The following is a 17,850-nucleotide window of genomic DNA, read 5'->3' as shown; positions in this document are numbered from 1 at the left end:
CGTACGGCGCGGGGAGACCCGCGCTGACTGCGCGGCGCGGCGAATGTCACAACCGATACTCCTAGGAGGAGCTCAGTGAAAGGCACCGTGGGCGAGTTGGGGGAGTTCGGGCTCATCAGAGAGCTTACTTCCCGGCTCACCACCACCCCGGCGGTCCGGCTCGGGCCGGGTGACGACGCCGCGGTGGTCGCCGCGCCCGACCGCAGGGTCGTGGCGAGTACGGACGTGCTGCTGGAAGGGCGGCACTTCCGTCGCGACTGGTCCACGGCGTACGACGTCGGCCGCAAGGCCGCCGCGCAGAACCTCGCCGACATCGCCGCCATGGGCGCGGTCCCCACCGCCGTCCTGCTCGCCCTCGTCGTGCCCGCCGAACTGCCCGCCACCTGGCCGACCGAGCTGATGGACGGCATCCGCGACGAGTGCCAGGTCGCGGGAGCCGCCGTGGTCGGCGGCGACGTGGTGCGCGGTGACACCATCACCGTGGCCATCACGGCCCTGGGCGACCTGCGCAACCACGAGCCGGTCACCCGCTCCGGCGCACAGCCCGGCGACGTCGTCGCGGTCACCGGCTGGCTCGGCTGGTCCGCCGCCGGACTCGCCGTGCTCGTCCGGGGCTTCCGCTCGCCGCGCGCCTTCGTCGAGGCCCACCGGCGCCCGGAGCCGCCCTACCACGCGGGCCCCGCCGCCGCCGGGCTCGGCGCCACGGCGATGACCGACGTCAGCGACGGCCTGATCGCCGACCTCGGGCACATCGCCGAGGCCAGCAAGGTCCGCATCGACCTGCGGACCGCCGCGATCGACGTGCCCACCCAGATGTCCGACATCGGGCAGGCGGTCGGCGTCGACCCCCTGCAGTGGGTGCTCACCGGGGGAGAGGACCACGCCATCGTGGCCACCTTCCCGCCGGATGTGAAGCTCCCGGCCCGCTGGAAGGTCATCGGCGAGGTCGTCAGCCCCTCCGCGCTCCCGCAGGTGACCGTCGACGGCGCGCCCTGGGACAAGACCGGCGGCTGGGACCACTTCGGCGACGCCGAGCCCGACGAGTAGATTCGGCGGCATGCCGATACCTCCACGCGTGCTGACCGTCGCCGGATCCGACTCCGGCGGCGGTGCGGGCATCCAGGCCGACCTCAAGACGATGCTCGCCCTCGGCGTGCACGGCATGAGCGTGCTCACCGCCGTCACCGCGCAGAACTCCCGCGGGGTGCAGGGCGTCTGGGAACTGCCCGCCGAGGCGGTGCGCGCGCAGTACCGCAGCGTCGTCGACGACATCGGCGTCCAGGCCGTGAAGACCGGCATGCTCGCCTCGGCCGGGCTCGTGGAGACCGTCGCGGAACTCCTCACCGGACTCGACGCCCCCGTGGTCGTCGACCCGGTGGGCATCTCCAAGCACGGCGACCCCCTGCTCGCCGCCTCCGCGCTCGACGCGCTGCGCACGAAGCTGCTGCCCGTGGCGACCGTCGTGACCCCCAACCTCGACGAGGCCGCCTGGCTCACCGGCGTCCACGTCACCACGGAGGCCGGCCTGCGCCGGGCCGCCGACGCGGTGCTGGCCTTCGGGCCGGAGTGGGCCCTCGTCAAGGGCGGCCACCTCGACGGCGCCGAGGCCGTCGACCTGCTGACCGACGGCACCGAGGAACACTGGCTGCGCGCCCCCCGCCACGACAACCGCCACACGCACGGCACCGGCTGCACCCTCGCCAGCGCCGTCGCCGCGGAACTGGCCAAGGGGAGCGGGGTGCCGGAGGCCGTCGCCGCGGCCAAGGACTACGTCACCGGCGCCATCGCCGCGGGCTTCCCGCTGGGCGCCGGGATCGGCCCCGTGGACCACGGCTGGCGCCTCTAGACGACGACGGCTCCCGGGGCGGTGCCCCGGGAGCCGTGTCAGCCGCGTCCGGACATGCGAAAAACCGGCCCACCCACAGGTGGACCGGTGTCCGCTTGCGCGGGAAAGATCACGCGTTTCAGCGCGAGACCTTGCCGGCCTTGATGCACGAGGTGCAGGCGTTGATCCGCTTCGGCGTGCGCCCGATCACTGCGCGCACCCGCTGGATGTTGGGGTTCCAACGACGGGGGGTACGGCGGTGCGAGTGCGAAATAGCGTTGCCGAAGCCCGGCCCCTTGCCGCAGACGTCGCAGTTGGCAGCCACGGGTTACTCCAAAGACGGGTCATCCCCACTTGCGCGGGAACAACAGGCACGTACGGTGAATCCCTGCGTGCCGAAATCTGAGTGACCGGCAGGATCAGGGGATGTTCCTGATTTTCATCAGGCAACCGGAGCAGCATACATCGGCTGCTCCCGTACAACGAAACTACCATGGCCGCCCGTGACCGGCCGGGCCCGTACCGGCGGCCCATGGCTCCCCTCCCGGCCCCTCCCGGCCCTGTCCGCGGGGTTCCCACCGGCTGCCCGCACCGGCCCGCCGCGGGACTACGCTGCCGGTCACTGCCCACCGCCCCGAGGAGTCCGAGGAGGACACAGGTGCCGCACACGCTGGACGCCACCGCGGTACGCACCTGGTGCGCTCTGGCCCTCGACGCGCTCGGACGGGCCCGCGAGGAGATCGACGCGATCAACGTCTATCCGGTCGCGGACGGCGACACCGGCACCAACCTCTATCTGACCGTCGAGTCCGCCGCCCGCGCCGTCGAGGCGGTCTTCGACGGCCACGCCACGGCGGGCCCCGCCGCCCCGGGCCGGCTCCCCGGCCTGCCCGACGCCGTACGCGCGATGGCCCACGGCGCCCTCATAGGCGCGCGCGGCAACTCCGGCACGATCCTGGCCCAGCTCCTGCGCGGCATGGCGGAGGTCCTCGCCGCCGAGGAGCCCCCCGGCGGCGCCGACGGCGGGGAGGCGCTGCGCGCGGCGCTGCGGCGGGCCGTCGCGTCCGCCTACGAGGGCGTGGCCCGGCCCGTCGAGGGCACGGTGCTCACGGTCGCCGCGGCCGCGGCGAAGGCCGCCTCGGACGCTCCCGGCGGCGCCCCGGAAGTGGCCCGCGCCGCGGACGAGGCGGCCCGCGCCGCCCTCGCGGCCACCCCCGGCCAGCTGGACGTCCTCGGCCGGGCGGGCGTCGTCGACGCGGGCGGCCTCGGCCTGGTGGAGGTCCTGGGGGCGCTGTCCCGCGCGCTGTCCGGCGAGAGCGCCCCGCCCGAGGCCCGCCGCGAGCGCGGCCACCGCGCCGGCCGGCAGGAGACCGGAGGCGAGGCGTCGGCCACGCGCGCGTGGTGCGCGGAAACGGAACCCACGACAGGCTGCCGCCCTGCCCCCGCCTTCGAGGTGATCTACCTCCTGGACGCCGACGACACCGCCGTCGCCCGCCTGCGGACCCGGCTCGACGCGCTCGGCGACTCGCTCGTCGTCGTCGGCGGCGACGGCCTGTGGAACGTCCACGTGCACGTCGACGACGCCGGAGCGGCCGTCGAGGCCGGGATCGAGGCCGGGCGCCCGCACCGCGTCCGCATCACCCACTTCGGCCCCGCGGCCGGGACCGCGGCCCGCACCCGGGAGCCCGTCCAGCGCGCCGTGGTCACCGTCGTGCCCGGCGACGGCCTGGCCGGGCTGTGCGGGGAGGCCGGTGCCACCGTCGTCCCCGCCGGGCCGGGCGAACCGCCCGCCAGCGGCGAGCTGGTCGCGGCCATCCGGCGCGCGCACGCCCGCGAGGTGGTGCTCCTGCCCAACGACCCCGAGCTGCGCCACACCGCGGCGGCCGCCGCCGAGCAGGCCCGCACCGAAGGCGTACGCGTCGCCCTCATCCCGACCCGCTCCGCGGTCCAGGGCATCGCCGCGCTCGCCGTCCACGAGCCGGAGCGGGGCTTCGACGAGGACGTCGTCGCCATGACCGCCGCCGCGGGCGCCACCCGCTACGCCGAGCTGGCCGTCGCCGAGCGGCAGTCCTGGACCATGGCCGGCGTCTGCCAGGCCGGGGACGTGCTCGGCCTCATCGACGGCGACGTGGCCGTCATCGGCACGGAGCTCGCCGGGACCGCCGAGACCGTCCTCGACCGCATGCTCGCCGCGGGCGGCGAGATGGTCACCCTGGTCCTCGGCGCGGGCGTCCCCGGCTCCGTCGCGGACCGCCTGGAGCGGCACGTACGCGAGGGCCACCTCGCCGTGGACACGGTGGTCTACCGCGGGGGCCAGCAGGCGGCGCCGCTGCTCATCGGCGTCGAGTGACGCGCTGTCGCCGCCCCGGGGCGGCGGAGGAGCGTGGTTTGTCAGTGCCGTGGTGTGCAATAGGGGCGTGCCCGCGCTAGACGAACCCCTGAAGAAGATCCTCGGCGGCAACACCGCGAAGGTGATGGCCGAGCACCTCGACCTGCACACGGCCGGCGATCTGCTGCACCACTATCCGCGCCGCTACGCCGAGCGGGGCGAGCTGACCCGGCTCGCCGACCTGCCGCTCGACGAGCACGTCACCGTCGTCGCCCAGGTCGCCAAGGCCGCCATGAAGACCTTCAACCACGGCAAGGGCGTCCGCCTGGAGGTCGTGGTCACCGACGGCAGCGGCGCGCTGACCCTCGTCTTCTTCGGCCGCGGCGCCTACGCGCGGGAGAAGGAACTGCTGCCCGGCCGCCGGGGGATGTTCGCGGGCAAGGTCTCCCTCTTCAACCACACCCGTCAACTCCTGCACCCCGACTACGAACTGCTCGACAAGGAGAGCGGCGCCGACGCCGCCGAGTCCTTCGCCGGGAAGCTCCTGCCGATCTATCCGGCGTGCAAGCAGTTCCAGTCCTGGAAGCTGACCAAGGCCGTCGACACCCTGCTCGGCCTCTTCGAGGCCGAGCACTGGCGGGGCCTCGCCGACCCGCTGCCCCCGGCGCTGCGCGACGGCCGGGGGCTCGCCGAGCTCCCCGACGCCTTCCGCAAGGTCCACCGCCCGCGCTCGAAGGCCGACATCGAGGACGCGCGGGCCCGCCTGAAGTGGGACGAGGCGTTCGTCCTCCAGGTCGCCCTCGCCCGCCGCCGGCACGCCGACTCCCAACTGCCCGCCGTCGCGCGCGAACCCGTGCCCGGCGGCCTCCTCGACGCCTTCGACGCGAAGCTCCCCTTCACCCTCACCGACGGCCAGCTCAAGGTCTCCGCGGAGATCTTCACCGACCTCGCCGCCGAACACCCCATGCACCGCCTCCTCCAGGGGGAGGTGGGCAGCGGCAAGACCATGGTCGCCCTCCGGGCCATGCTCGGGGTCGTCGACGCCGGCGGGCAGGCCGCGATGCTCGCGCCCACCGAGGTGCTCGCCCAGCAGCATCACCGGTCGGTCACCGAGATGATGGGCGAGCTCGCCGAAGGGGGCCTGCTCGGCGGCGCCGAGCAGGGCACCAAGGTGGTGCTGCTCACCGGCTCCATGGGGACGGCGGCCCGGCGGCAGGCCCTGCTCGACCTGGTCACCGGCGAGGCCGGCATCGTCATCGGCACCCACGCGCTGATCGAGGACAAGGTGCGCTTCCACGACCTCGGCCTCGTCGTCGTCGACGAACAGCACCGCTTCGGTGTCGAGCAGCGCGACGCGCTCCGCTCCAAGGGCAAGCAGCCGCCCCACCTGCTGGTGATGACCGCGACCCCGATCCCGCGCACCGTCGCCATGACCGTCTTCGGCGACCTGGAGACCTCGGTGCTCGACCAGCTCCCCGCCGGGCGCTCGCCCATCGCCACCCACGTCGTGCCCGCCAAGGACAAGCCGCACTTCCTGGCCCGCGCCTGGGAGCGGGTGCGCGAGGAGGTCGAGGGCGGCCACCAGGCGTACGTGGTCTGCCCGCGCATCGGCGACGACATCGCGGACGAGGGCGACGGCCCCAAGGCAGCCAAGGCGGCCAAGTCCCGCAAGAAGTCCGAGGAGGACGAGCCGTCCGCGGAGGACCTGGCCGAGAAGCGCCCGCCGCTCGCCGTCCTCGACATCGCCGCGCAGCTGGGCGCGGGGCCCCTGCGCGGGCTGCGCGTGGAGGTGCTGCACGGCCGCATGCAGCCGGAGGCGAAGGACGACGTCATGCGCCGCTTCGCCGCCGGCGAGGTCGACGTGCTCGTCGCCACGACCGTCATCGAGGTCGGGGTGAACGTGCCCAACTCCACCGTCATGGTGATCATGGACGCGGACCGGTTCGGCGTCTCCCAGCTCCACCAGCTGCGCGGCCGGGTGGGCCGCGGCTCGGCGCCCGGCCTGTGCCTGCTGGTCAGCGAGATGCCCGAGGCGAGCCCCGCGCGCGCCCGGCTGGCCGCCGTGGCCGCCACTCTCGACGGCTTCGAGCTCTCCCGCATCGACCTGGAGCAGCGCCGCGAGGGCGACGTCCTCGGCCAGGCGCAGTCCGGCGTCCGGTCGTCGCTGCGGATGCTCACGGTCATCGAGGACGAGGAGGTCATCGCCGCCGCCCGCGAGGAGGCCGCCGCGGTGGTCGCCGCGGATCCCGAGCTGACACGACTGCCCGAGCTGCGCACGGCGTTGGACGCGCTGCTGGACCGCGAGCGCGAGGAGTATCTGGACAAGGGCTGAGGCGGGGGCGCCCGGCGGGCGGGGGTGAGCGGGCCCCGTACGTTCTAGGCTGAGTGGACGGCGGGCCCACCCGACCCGCCGACCGACCGCGAAGGACCGAGGACCCCATGACCCGCGTGATCGCCGGTACCGCCGGCGGACGCCGCCTGGCCGTGCCGCCCGGCACCGGCACCCGCCCGACCTCCGACCGGGCGCGCGAGGGCCTGTTCTCCACCTGGGAATCGCTCTTCGGCCCCCTGGAGGGCGCCCGGGTGCTGGATCTGTACGGCGGCTCCGGCGCGGTCGGCCTGGAGGCCCTCTCGCGCGGCGCCGCGCACGTCCTGTTGGTGGAGGCCGACGCCCGCGCGGTCCGCACGATCCGCGACAACGTCCGCGCCGTGGGGCTGCCGGGCGCCGAGGTGCGCGCGGGCAAGGCCGCGCAGGTCGTCGCCGGGCCGGTGCCCACCGCGCCGTACGACGTGGTCTTCCTCGACCCGCCCTACGCTGTCGGGAACGACGATCTCCGCGAGATTCTCCTCACACTCCGCGCCCAGGGCTGGCTTGCGGACGACGCGCTGGTCACCGTGGAGCGCAGCACCAGGGGCGGGGAGTTCCCCTGGCCGGACGGCTTCGAGCCCCTGAGGGCCCGTCGCTACGGCGAGGGAACGCTTTGGTACGGTCGCGCCGCCTCGACGTGCGCCGAAGAGACGACATCTCCCCGCGCGTCATGAATGGACCGGAGAGCGAGGAACCACAGTTGCGCCGCGCCGTCTGTCCGGGGTCGTTCGACCCCGTCACCAATGGACACCTCGACATCATCGCCCGCGCTTCCAAGCTGTACGACGTCGTACACGTCGCCGTGATGATCAACAAGTCGAAGCAGGGCCTGTTCACCGTCGACGAGCGCATCGACCTGCTCCGCCAGGTCACGGCGGAGTACGGCAACGTGGAGGTGGAGGCGTTCCACGGGCTGCTCGTCGACTTCTGCAAGCAGCGCGACATCCCCGCCATCGTGAAGGGCCTGCGGGCGGTCAGCGACTTCGACTACGAGCTCCAGATGGCCCAGATGAACAACGGGCTGTCGGGCGTGGAGACCCTCTTCGTCCCCACCAACCCCACCTACAGCTTCCTGTCCTCCAGCCTGGTCAAGGAGGTCGCGGCCTGGGGCGGCGACGTCTCCCACCTGGTGCCTCCGCTGGTGCTGGAGGCGCTCGGCGAGCGGCTCGGCCGGGACTGACGGGCTGAGTGCCCGTCACCCGGTGTCGGGCGGGGGTCGACTGGCCGTACAGTCGTCCCCGTTCGTGCCCATCGTCAGAAGAGAGTGGCGAGCGCCAAGGTGGACGTGCAGAAGAAGCTCGACGAGATCGTCCGGGCGGTCTCCGGCGCCCGGTCCCTGCCCATGTCGGCCTCCTGCGTCGTCAACCGGGCCGAGCTGCTCGCCCTGCTGGAAGAGGTGCGGGCCGCCCTGCCCGACTCCCTGGCCAGGGCCGAGGAGCTGATCGGGGGCCGGGAGCGGCTCGTCGCCGACGCTCGCGAGGAGGCCGAGCGGATCATCGAGTCGGCCCGCGCCCACCGCGGCTCGCTGATCTCCGACACCGAGGTCGCCCGCCAGTCCCAGGAGGAGGCCGACCGCATCCTCGCGGAGGCCCGCCGGGAGGCCGAGGAGATCCGCGCCGAGGCCGACGACTACGTCGACGGCAAGCTCGCCAATTTCGAGGTCGTCCTCACCAAGACCATCGGCTCCGTCGACCGCGGCCGGGAGAAGCTGCTGGGCCTGCCGGGCGCGGACGGCCAGGACGCCGAGGACCCGGACGACGGCCCCGAGCGCAGCTCGGACCCCGGACTCCAGCGGCAGCGCGCCGATGCCTACGTCGACGCCAAGCTCGGCGCGGTCGCGGCCGTGCTGGCCAAGACCCTCGAAGCTGTCGGCCGGGGCCGGGAGAAGCTGACCGGAGCCCGCCCGACGGACGAGCTGGGCGCCCACATGGCCGCCCAGGACGGCCTTCCCGGCGGCCACCACACCAGCGACGCCGACTTCCTCGCCGAGCTGGCCGCCCCCCAGGAGCCCGCCGGTCCGCCGCCCGCGCCCGCGCAGCCGGACTACTACCCGGCCCAGGGCTATGAGCCCGACCCGTACGCCTACCAGGCGTCCTACGGGCAGCCCGACCCGTACGCGGTCCAGGGCGGCTACGCGCAGCACGACCCCTACGCCTGGCCCGCGCCGGCCGCCTCGGGGGGCTACGACCAGCACGGCGGCTACCCCGCTCCGGCGGGTCACCAGGGCCATGAGCAGCAGTCTCCGCAGGACCCGCGGCACCAGCCGTCCCAGCAGCCCCAGCTCGACGAGACGAGCCTCTTCGACACGAGCATGATCGACCTCGATCAGCTCCGCCGGTACGAGCAGGGACGCTGACCCGCCGCGACCCGCGCCGGGCGGGGTCCTGGCCGGTCGCCGATTGGGTGTACGGCGGCCCGTCGAGTATTCTGGCTCTTCGGTCGCGTGTGCATTCGCGATCAGGGCTGCCCGGGACGCGTTTTCCGCGTCGGGCGGCCGTCGCCGCAGCGTAGAAAGCAGGAAACCCTGAACGCCCACCTTGATCACCGTTCCCCTCTCGTGTTCGACACACGCGAGCTGGGCCGGCGTCCCGGTGCGCTGAAGCGGGTCTCCCGTTCGATCGAGGCACCCGCCGATCTCGGTATCGAGGTCATCGGGGTCGCCGAGGGCGCGACGGTGGAAATCGACCTCCGCCTGGAGTCGGTCATGGAAGGGGTGCTTGTCACAGGCACCGCCCGTGCACCGCTGACAGGGGAGTGCGTAAGGTGTCTGGAGCCGCTGGAGCGAGAGCTCGAAGCGGACTTCCAGGAGATGTTCTCCTACCCCGACGCCGACGCCCGGAGCCGCACCGCGGACACGGACGACGACGCCGAGGACGACGAGGAGGACATGCTCTTCCTCGAGGACGACCTGTTCGACCTCGAACCCGTGCTGCGTGACGCGGTGGTGCTCGCACTGCCGCTGCAGCCGGTGTGCCAGGAAGACTGCCCTGGTCTGTGCTCCGAGTGCGGAGCGCGGCTGGCGGACGACCCGGAGCACCACCATGAGTCCGTCGACATTCGTTGGGCGGCACTGCAGGGACTCGCCGGGTCCAACCAGGACGGCGAGATGGACAACGCACCCCGCTCCGGCGGGGATGACTCACAGGAGAAGTAGCCGTGGCTGTTCCGAAGCGGAAGATGTCGCGCAGCAACACGCGCCACCGCCGGTCGCAGTGGAAGGCTGCGGTCCCCACCCTGGTGGCATGCGCTAGCTGCCACGAGCCGAAGCTGCAGCACATCGCGTGCCCGAGCTGCGGCACCTACAACAAGCGCCAGGTCCTCGAGGTCTGATCGGCGGGTGACAGGCTCAATGTCAGACGCCATTACGCCGAAGAAGGCGCCGGCGGACACGGCCTCGTCTCACACGCTTCTGGAAGGGCGGCTCGGGTACAGACTCGAGACCGCCCTTCTGGTGCGTGCGCTGACTCACCGTTCCTTCGCGTACGAGAACGGCGGGCTGCCCACCAACGAGCGGCTGGAGTTCCTCGGTGACTCCGTGCTCGGCCTGGTGGTCACCGACACGCTGTACCGGATCCACCCCGACCTGCCCGAGGGCCAGCTGGCCAAGCTGCGGGCCGCGGTGGTCAACTCCCGTGCGCTGGCGGAGGTCGGCCGCGGTCTCGACCTCGGCTCCTTCATCCGGCTCGGCCGGGGCGAAGAGGGCACGGGCGGCCGGAACAAGGCGTCCATCCTCGCGGACACGCTGGAAGCCGTGATCGGGGCGGTCTATCTCGACCAGGGCCTCGAGGCCGCCGGGGAACTGGTGCACAGGCTCTTCGATCCGCTGATCGAGAAGTCCTCCAACCTCGGTGCGGGCCTGGACTGGAAGACCAGCCTCCAGGAACTGACCGCCACGGAGGGCCTGGGCGTCCCGGAGTATCTCGTCTCCGAGACCGGCCCCGACCACGAGAAGACCTTCACGGCTGCTGCCCGCGTCGGTGGTGTCGCGTACGGCACCGGCACCGGCCGCAGCAAGAAGGAAGCGGAGCAGCAGGCGGCGGAAGCCGCCTGGCGCGCCATTCACGAAGCGGCGGAGGCGCGAGCCAAGGCCGCTGCCGAAGCCGCCCCGGAGGCCCCGGCCACCGGGACCGACCCGGCGGCTTCCGAGCCCGCCGACGGTGTGCAGGGCGCGTCGCACTGACGCGTGTTCGTCCGTGATCGCCGGGCGGGTCCTCAAGACCCGCCCGGCGATCACGTTTCACCGAGTGCCCGGGGCGCGGCCCTGGCGAACCCTTGCGAAGGAGTACCGCTGCCGTGCCCGAACTGCCCGAGGTCGAGGTCGTACGGCGCGGTGTGGCGCAGTGGGTCAGCGGGCGCACCATCGCCGATGTGGCGGTGCTGCACCCCCGGGCGATCCGCCGCCACCTGGCCGGGCCCGACGACTTCGCCGCCCGGCTGACCGGGCGCACGCTCGGCACCGCGCACCGGCGCGGCAAGTATCTCTGGGTGCCACTGGAGGCACCCGGGCAGAACGCTCCCGACCGGTCCCTCCTCGCCCACCTCGGGATGAGCGGCCAACTCCTCGTCCAGCCGGGGGAAGCGCCCGACGAGAAGCACCTGCGGATCCGGATCCGCTTCGCCGACACCCTCCCCACCGAGCTGCGCTTCGTCGACCAGCGCACCTTCGGCGGGCTTTCGCTGCACGACCCCGTGCCGGGCGACCCCGACGGGCTGCCCGACGTCATCGCGCACATCGCCCGCGACCCGCTCGACCCCGCCTTCGACGAGGCCGCGTTCCACGCCGCGCTGCGCCGCCGCCGTACGACCGTCAAGCGGGCCCTGCTCGACCAGTCGCTGATCAGCGGCGTCGGTAACATCTACGCCGACGAGGCGCTGTGGCGCTCCCGGCTGCACTACGACCGCCCGACCGCGACGCTGACCCGCCCGCGCAGCGCGGAACTGCTCACGCACATCCGTGAGGTCATGAACGAGGCGCTCGCCGTCGGCGGCACGAGCTTCGACAGCCTCTACGTCAACGTCAACGGTGAATCCGGCTATTTCGACCGGTCGTTGGACGCGTACGGCCGTGAGGACGAGCCGTGCCGCCGCTGTGGCACGCCGATGCGACGGCACCCGTGGATGAACCGCTCCAGCTACTTCTGCCCCCGCTGCCAGCGCCCGCCGCGCGGGGTCTGACGCCGGCGGCGGGGCGCGCGCTCCTTCGTGCTCCATCGCTCAATAGCCGAAGTCCTGTGTCCACCAAGGCCCGCCCGACCCGGGGTTCACCCCGATCCCCAGCGTGCGGTACTCCCGGTTGAGGATGTTGGCCCGGTGCCCCGTGCTGTTCATCCACGCCTCCATGACCGCCTTGGGGTCGGGCTGGCCGCGCGCGATGTTCTCGCCGCCGAGATTCCCGATGCCGCGGCCCGCCGCGCGGTCCCACGGGGTGCGCCCGTCCGGGTCGGTGTGCGCGAAGAAGCCGCGCCGGGCCATGTCGTCGCTGAACGACTGTGCCAGCGAGGAGAGTCGGGGGCTGGGAGCCAGCGGCCGGGCGCCCACCTTGGCCCGCTCCTGATTGACCAGGGCGAGGATCTGGGCGACGGGTGCCGCCTGGAGGCTGACCGCCTCGGTCGCCGTGCCCGGATCGCCGGGGTCCGCCCTGGGCAGGTCGGGGACCGTGGCCGGGAGGGTGTGTGCCTCGCTGCCGGGGTCGATGGCCGAGTCCTCCGGGTCGGGCGACGGAGCTTCGGAGGAGGGAGCAAAGGAAGGGGGAGCGGGGGGAGGGGGAGCAGCGGCATCGGCGGAGGGGGTGGGCCGCGCCTCGGGGCGCTGGGCCCCGCGGCTCACCGGGAGCTCGCCGCGGTCGGGGGCGGGGGCCTGCGCGCGCGGCCGCGGGTCGCTCTGGAGGACGGGCGGGTCGTCGGCCCGCATCTGCCCGCCGGGGCTGCCGCCGCCGAGCTGGAGGGTGTCCCCTCCGGAGAACAGCCCCGAGGCCATGGCCACTACACCTATGGCCATCGCCGCCGAAGCACCGAGCAGCCCGGTCCGCATGGGAGCGCTCACCCGGCCGCGCCGCCGCGTGGTGCGGTGCCGGCCGGCATCGGCGGGTTCGCCGGGCCCGTAAGGCGGCCCGGTGCCGGAGGTCCCGTTCACCGAGAGGGTCTCGGCCGGCGGGGGAGCGGCTGCGGGGTGACCGGTGGCTGGGTGGGCAGAGCGTCGATGGCGACCCATCCGCTGCCTTCCTCACGTGTTCGGCGTCGTCGTGCGTCACTCGTACGGGGGTGGGACCTGTCGACCGGCGACTGTACGGCAATAGGGCCAGGGTCTAAGCGCTTCGTATGCAATTGGTCGGTTAACGTGCAGACATGAACGAGAATGTCCGTCTGACGGCCTGGGTCCGGGGCCATGTGCAAGGTGTCGGCTTCCGATGGTTCACGCGGGAGAACGCCTTGCGGATCGGTGGGCTCGAGGGCTTCGCCTCGAATCTCGCCGACGGCCGGGTCCAGGTGGTCGCCGAGGGCGCGCGCGAAGGTTGCGAACAATTGCTCGAATGGCTGCGCGACGGGAACACGCCCGGGCGTGTGGACGGCGTCACGGAGATCTGGGACGCCGTGCCGCGCGGGGGCTATGACGGCTTCGAGATCCGCTGACCGCACCTGCCGGAAAGGGGATTTTTTCCCGGGAGGGTGCGGGGTGAACCGCATGAAGAAGGGGTGGTCGTGGGTCGCGATGACCTTATTGATATGCCGTTGGCATATGCGAACAAAAGAAATTCCCTGATGGTTGCCAACTCGCCGCTCTCGTGGAAGGCTGCTGCCAACGGATGATCTCTACGCCCCTCCGGGCCCGGGAGCGACTGCGCCGCGTATTCACCGCCGCGCACCCCTGGGACGCCCGCCGATACGGGGTGTGATCGTGTTGACCGTCAAACTTTTTGGTGAGACTCTGGAAGCCCCGCGCACCTTAGCTGTTTGGCATTGAACACCGCAGTAGTGATGGCAGACACGCGGGTGCGAATCCCTCACGACCCACACCGCTTCGGTCGGTCACTCAGTGTGGAGGACCATCCATCATGGCAAAGGCGCTTCTCGGTTACGTCGGCGGCTCCGACCCCCGAGTCCTCTCCGAGATGCGACGGCTTCAGCAGCGTGTCCAGGACCTTGAATCCGAGCTCATCCGGATGCAGGCCGAGAACGACGCGCTGACTGCCGCCGCTCACCACGGCGACTCGTTGCTCGACAGCATCGACGTATCCCAGGCGGAGCCTGCGCTCGCCTGACCAGCCGCCCTGCCCCGGGGGCGCGGTCGGGCTGCACTGTCAGCCGCTTGAGAGTTGCAAGGGACGCTCCGGCGTCCCTTCGTCGTATCCGGCGCGCCTCATCCGATCGTCATATCACCGTGCCGTTTCCGGCCGTTTTCCTCCCGTCCCCTTGGACTGATGTGCCCTGCCCCTTCCCGGGTGAAACCGGAAAATTGAAAGGGGCAGCTTGTTGTCGCCCCCGGCTGCCTCGTGCCGGGCGGTCGTGGGGGGCGCGCGGCCGGTAGAGTCCTTCCGCGTGCACCTCAAGAGCCTGACCCTGCGAGGGTTCAAATCCTTCGCCTCCGCGACGACCCTGCGCTTCGAGCCCGGGATCACGTGTGTGGTGGGACCCAATGGCTCCGGAAAGTCCAATGTGGTCGACGCGCTTTCCTGGGTCATGGGGGAACAGGGCGCGAAGTCGCTGCGTGGCGGCAAGATGGAGGACGTCATCTTCGCCGGGACCACCGGCCGCCCCCCGCTGGGCCGCGCCGAGGTCTCCCTCACCATCGACAACTCCGACGGCGCGCTGCCCATCGACTACGCCGAAGTGACCATCACGCGGATCATGTTCCGCAACGGCGGCAGCGAGTACCAGCTCAACGGCGACACCTGCCGGCTCCTCGACATCCAGGAGCTGCTCTCCGACTCCGGCATCGGACGCGAGATGCACGTCATCGTCGGCCAGGGCCAGCTGGACTCCGTCCTGCACGCCGACCCCATGGGCCGCCGCGCCTTCATCGAGGAGGCGGCCGGCGTACTCAAGCACCGCAAGCGCAAGGAGAAGGCGCTGCGGAAGCTCGACGCGATGCGGGCGAACCTCGCGCGCGTCCAGGACCTGACCGACGAGCTGCGCCGCCAGCTCAAGCCGCTCGGCCGGCAGGCCGCGGTCGCCCGCCGGGCCGCGGTCATCCAGGCGGACCTGCGCGACGCCCGGCTGCGGCTGCTCGCCGACGACCTGGTGACCCTGCGCCGGGCCCTGCACGCCGAACTCGCCGACGAGGCCGCGCTCAAGACCCGCAAGGAGGCCGCCGAGAGCGAGCTGCGGACGGCCGCGCAGCGCGAGGCGGCCCTGGAGGAGCAGGTCCGCGCCCTCACGCCGCGCCTCGCCGCGGCCCAGCGGACCTGGTACGAGCTGTCGCAGCTCGCCGAGCGGGTGCGCGGCACGATCGGCCTGGCCGACGCCCGGGTCACCAGCGCCACCGCCGCGCCCGCCGAGGAGCGGCGCGGCCGCGACCCCGAGGACCTGGAGCGCGAGGCGGCCCGGGTCCGTGAGCAGGAGGCGGAGCTGGAGGCCGCGCTCGAAGCGGCGGGCACGGCCCTGGAGGAGACCACCGCGCACCGGGCCGAGCTGGAGCGCAGGCTCACCGAGGAGGAGCGGCGGCTGCGGGACGCCGCCCGCGCCGTCGCCGACCACCGCGAGGGCCTCGCCCGCCTGCACGGGCGCGTCACCGCCGCGCACGGCCGGGCCGCCTCCGCGCAGGCCGAGATCGACCGGCTGGCCGCCGCCCGCGACGAGGCCCGCGAGCGCGCGGCCACCGCCGAGGAGGAGTACGAGCGGCGGCGGGCCGAGGTCGAGGGGCTCGACGCGGGGGACCGGGAGCTCGCCGCCCTGCACGAGGACGCCAAGCGCGGGCTGGCCGCGGCCGAGGCGGCGCTGACGGAGGCCCGGGAGGCGGCGACGGCCACCGAGCGCCGCCGCGCGGCGACCGCCGCCCGCCGCGACGCGCTGGCGCTCGGCCTGCGCCGCAAGGACGGCACGGGCGCGCTGCTGTCCCCGCAGGATCGTTTGTCCGGACTGCTCGGACCGGCCGCCGAACTCCTCACGGTCGCCCCCGGCCACGAACTCCCCGTCGCCACCGCCCTGGGCGCGGCCGCCGACGCCCTCGCCGTCACCGACACCGCCACGGCCGCCGAGGCCCTGCGCCGGCTGCGCAAGCAGGACGCCGGGCGCGCGGCACTGCTGGTGGCGCATGGCCTGAGCCGCGCTGAGGCGCAGCGCGCCGACGCGGCTCCCGCCCCGGCACCCGTCGGCCCCGGCCCCCGGCCCGCGCTCGAACTCGTCCACGGCCCCGCCGAGTTGCTGGCCGCCGTGGCGCCGCTGCTGCGGGATGTCATGGTCGTCGGGACGCTGGAGGAGGCCGAGGAACTGGTGGCCGAACGGCCCGAGTGCACGGCCGTGACCGCCGAGGGCGATCTCCTCGGGGCGCGGTTCGCGCAGGGCGGCTCCGGCGGCGCGCCCAGCCTGCTGGAGGTGCGGTCCGCCGTCGACGAGGCCACCGCCGAGCTGACCGAACTGGACGCGCGCTGCGAGGAATTGGCGCTGGCTCAGCGGGCGGCGGACGAGCGGCGCGCCGAGTGCGCCGCCCTGGTCGAGGAGCTCGCGGCCCGGCGCAGCGCCGCGGACCGCGAGAAGTCGCAGATCGCCCAGGCGCTCGGGCGCCTCGGCGGACAGGCGCGCGCGGCGGCCGACGAGGCGGGCCGGACGGCGGCCGCCGTGGCACGGGCCGAGGAGGCCCTTGTCCGCGCCACCGAGGAGGCCGAGGAACTGGCCGAGCGGCTGGCGGTGGCCGAGGAGGCGGGCCCGGAGGGCACGGAGGAGCCGGACACCTCCGTGCGCGACCGGCTCGCGGCCGACGGGGCCAACGCCCGGCAGACCGAGATGGAGGCCCGGCTCCAGGTCCGTACGCACGAGGAGCGGGTGAAGGCGCTCGCCGGACGGGCGGACGGGCTGGACCGGGCGGCGCGCGCCGAACGGGAGGCGCGGGCGCGCGCGGAGCAGCGGCGCGCTCGGCTGCGCCACGAGGCGCGGGTCGCCTCCGCCGTCGCCGCGGGTGCCCGGCAGCTGCTGGCGCACGTGGAGGCGTCGGCCGTCCGCGCCGACGAGGAGCGCGGGCACGCCGAGGCGGCGAAGGCCGAGCGCGAACGGGAGCTGGTCGCGGAGCGCGAGCGGGGCCGCGAGCTCAAGGGCGAGCTCGACCGGCTCACGGACTCGGTGCACCGCGGTGAGGTGCTCGGCGCGGAGAAGCGGCTGCGCATCGAGCAGTTGGAGGCCAGGGCCCTGGAGGAGCTCGGTGTGGAGCCCGCGGCGCTCGTCGCGGAGTACGGGCCGGACCAGCCCGTACCGCCGTCGCCGCCGGCCGAGGGCGAGGAGCTGCCCGAGGACCCGGACGACCCCAGGAACCGGCCGGTGCCCTATCTGCGGGCCGAGCAGGAGAAGCGGCTGAAGGCCGCGGAGCGGGCGTACCAGCAGCTGGGCAAGGTCAATCCGCTCGCGCTGGAGGAGTTCGCGGCGCTGGAGGAGCGGCACCAGTTCCTGTCCGAGCAGCTCGAAGACCTCAAGAAGACGCGCGGCGACCTGCTCCAGGTGGTGAAGGACGTCGACAAGCGGGTCGAGGAGGTCTTCACGGAGGCGTACCACGACACCGCCCGGGAATTCGAGGGTGTCTTCGCACGGCTCTTCCCCGGCGGGGAGGGGCGGCTCGTGCTCACCGACCCGGACGACATGCTGGCGACCGGGGTGGACGTGGAGGCGCGGCCGCCGGGCAAGAAGGTCAAGCGGCTGTCGCTGCTGTCGGGCGGCGAGCGGTCCCTGACCGCGGTGGCGCTGCTGGTGGCGATCTTCAAGGCGCGGCCCAGCCCGTTCTATGTGATGGACGAGGTCGAGGCGGCGCTGGACGACACCAATCTGCAGCGGCTGATCCGGATCATGGAAGAGCTCCAGGAGAGCTCCCAGCTGATCGTGATCACCCACCAGAAGCGGACCATGGAGGTCGCGGACGCGCTCTACGGCGTGTCCATGCAGGGCGACGGCGTTTCCAAGGTCATCAGTCAGCGACTGCGTAGCTCCTGACCGCTACTTCAAGTGTTGAACGCAACGCTCGGGAAGCCCCCAGGAAACTTCTTGGTTACGACCTATTGACTTAGAAAATTGAAGCCATAAGGTCGGCAGCGTTGCTAATACCTTCAAGTGGTGGGCCCCCCGGAGTTGTGCCCCACTTGAAGGGCCAAGCCCCCCACGCCCGGCAATGCCGCCGGGCCTCAGGAGTACA

At 73.1% G+C, this 17,850-nt stretch carries 16 protein-coding genes; 14 read left to right on the top strand and 2 right to left on the bottom strand.

Features of this window, described 5'->3' with window-relative positions; all coding sequences use genetic code 11:
• Positions 1-75 precede the first annotated feature (75 nt).
• A complete protein-coding gene (locus ACZ4A5_RS08510) occupies positions 76-1,047 on the top strand; it encodes a thiamine-phosphate kinase (RefSeq protein WP_398869837.1) in 972 nt (323 codons plus the stop codon).
• Between the two features lie 10 nt (positions 1,048-1,057).
• Entirely contained in the window at positions 1,058-1,846 is a 789-nt protein-coding gene (thiD, locus tag ACZ4A5_RS08505) for a bifunctional hydroxymethylpyrimidine kinase/phosphomethylpyrimidine kinase (RefSeq protein WP_467579935.1), read from the top strand.
• A 118-nt stretch (positions 1,847-1,964) separates the two neighbouring features.
• Here the strand turns inward: thiD and rpmB are convergent, their stop codons facing one another.
• Positions 1,965-2,150, bottom strand: coding sequence for a 50S ribosomal protein L28 (gene rpmB, locus ACZ4A5_RS08500; RefSeq protein ID WP_087926075.1), 186 nt, complete (start codon positions 2,148-2,150; stop codon positions 1,965-1,967).
• Positions 2,151-2,483: 333 nt separating this feature from the next.
• On the opposite strand from rpmB, the gene ACZ4A5_RS08495 reads away from it, so the two are divergent.
• The 9 genes from ACZ4A5_RS08495 to mutM all read left to right on the top strand — a co-directional run bounded on the left by ACZ4A5_RS08495 (position 2,484) and on the right by mutM (position 11,697).
• Positions 2,484-4,175, top strand: a complete 1,692-nt coding sequence (locus tag ACZ4A5_RS08495) for a DAK2 domain-containing protein (RefSeq protein ID WP_467579931.1) — start codon at positions 2,484-2,486, stop codon at positions 4,173-4,175.
• Positions 4,176-4,242: 67 nt separating this feature from the next.
• Positions 4,243-6,486, top strand: a complete 2,244-nt coding sequence (gene recG, locus ACZ4A5_RS08490; RefSeq protein WP_467579928.1) for an ATP-dependent DNA helicase RecG — start codon at positions 4,243-4,245, stop codon at positions 6,484-6,486.
• Positions 6,487-6,593: 107 nt separating this feature from the next.
• The gene (gene rsmD, locus ACZ4A5_RS08485) at positions 6,594-7,196 is read left to right on the top strand and encodes a 16S rRNA (guanine(966)-N(2))-methyltransferase RsmD (protein WP_467579925.1); all 603 of its coding nucleotides are present in this window, start codon (positions 6,594-6,596) and stop codon (positions 7,194-7,196) included.
• Positions 7,197-7,222: 26 nt separating this feature from the next.
• On the top strand, positions 7,223-7,702 hold the full coding sequence (gene coaD, locus ACZ4A5_RS08480) for a pantetheine-phosphate adenylyltransferase (RefSeq protein ID WP_361527703.1): 480 nt from the start codon (positions 7,223-7,225) through the stop codon (positions 7,700-7,702).
• Positions 7,703-7,801: 99 nt separating this feature from the next.
• A complete protein-coding gene (locus ACZ4A5_RS08475) occupies positions 7,802-8,878 on the top strand; it encodes an ATP synthase F0 subunit B (protein WP_467580206.1) in 1,077 nt (358 codons plus the stop codon).
• Positions 8,879-9,079: 201 nt separating this feature from the next.
• Positions 9,080-9,676 carry a YceD family protein gene (locus ACZ4A5_RS08470; protein ID WP_398869841.1) on the top strand — a complete coding sequence of 199 codons (597 nt, stop codon included), beginning with the start codon at positions 9,080-9,082 and terminating at the stop codon, positions 9,674-9,676.
• Positions 9,677-9,678: 2 nt separating this feature from the next.
• A complete protein-coding gene (gene rpmF, locus ACZ4A5_RS08465) occupies positions 9,679-9,852 on the top strand; it encodes a 50S ribosomal protein L32 (RefSeq protein WP_030087884.1) in 174 nt (57 codons plus the stop codon).
• Between the two features lie 19 nt (positions 9,853-9,871).
• Positions 9,872-10,702 (top strand): ribonuclease III, encoded by an 831-nt coding sequence (rnc, locus tag ACZ4A5_RS08460; protein WP_467579918.1) that lies wholly within the window; start codon positions 9,872-9,874, stop codon positions 10,700-10,702.
• A 113-nt stretch (positions 10,703-10,815) separates the two neighbouring features.
• Complete coding sequence (gene mutM, locus ACZ4A5_RS08455) at positions 10,816-11,697, top strand: bifunctional DNA-formamidopyrimidine glycosylase/DNA-(apurinic or apyrimidinic site) lyase (RefSeq protein ID WP_467579915.1); 882 nt, start codon at positions 10,816-10,818, stop codon at positions 11,695-11,697.
• 39 nt (positions 11,698-11,736) lie between these two features.
• Here the strand turns inward: mutM and ACZ4A5_RS08450 are convergent, their stop codons facing one another.
• The gene (locus tag ACZ4A5_RS08450) at positions 11,737-12,654 is read right to left on the bottom strand and encodes a CAP domain-containing protein (protein ID WP_467579912.1); all 918 of its coding nucleotides are present in this window, start codon (positions 12,652-12,654) and stop codon (positions 11,737-11,739) included.
• 212 nt (positions 12,655-12,866) lie between these two features.
• On the opposite strand from ACZ4A5_RS08450, the gene ACZ4A5_RS08445 reads away from it, so the two are divergent.
• The 3 genes from ACZ4A5_RS08445 to smc all read left to right on the top strand — a co-directional run bounded on the left by ACZ4A5_RS08445 (position 12,867) and on the right by smc (position 17,651).
• Positions 12,867-13,151 (top strand): acylphosphatase, encoded by a 285-nt coding sequence (locus ACZ4A5_RS08445; RefSeq protein ID WP_467579909.1) that lies wholly within the window; start codon positions 12,867-12,869, stop codon positions 13,149-13,151.
• Between the two features lie 422 nt (positions 13,152-13,573).
• Positions 13,574-13,780 carry a hypothetical protein gene (locus tag ACZ4A5_RS08440; protein WP_361527654.1) on the top strand — a complete coding sequence of 69 codons (207 nt, stop codon included), beginning with the start codon at positions 13,574-13,576 and terminating at the stop codon, positions 13,778-13,780.
• 277 nt (positions 13,781-14,057) lie between these two features.
• The gene (smc, locus tag ACZ4A5_RS08435) at positions 14,058-17,651 is read left to right on the top strand and encodes a chromosome segregation protein SMC (RefSeq protein WP_467579906.1); all 3,594 of its coding nucleotides are present in this window, start codon (positions 14,058-14,060) and stop codon (positions 17,649-17,651) included.
• Positions 17,652-17,850 lie beyond the last annotated feature (199 nt).

This window comes from Streptomyces sp. NPDC025618, assembly GCF_055558795.1.
The sequence above is the reverse complement of the archived record's forward strand: the minus strand, read 5'-3'. Positions and strand labels throughout refer to the sequence as shown.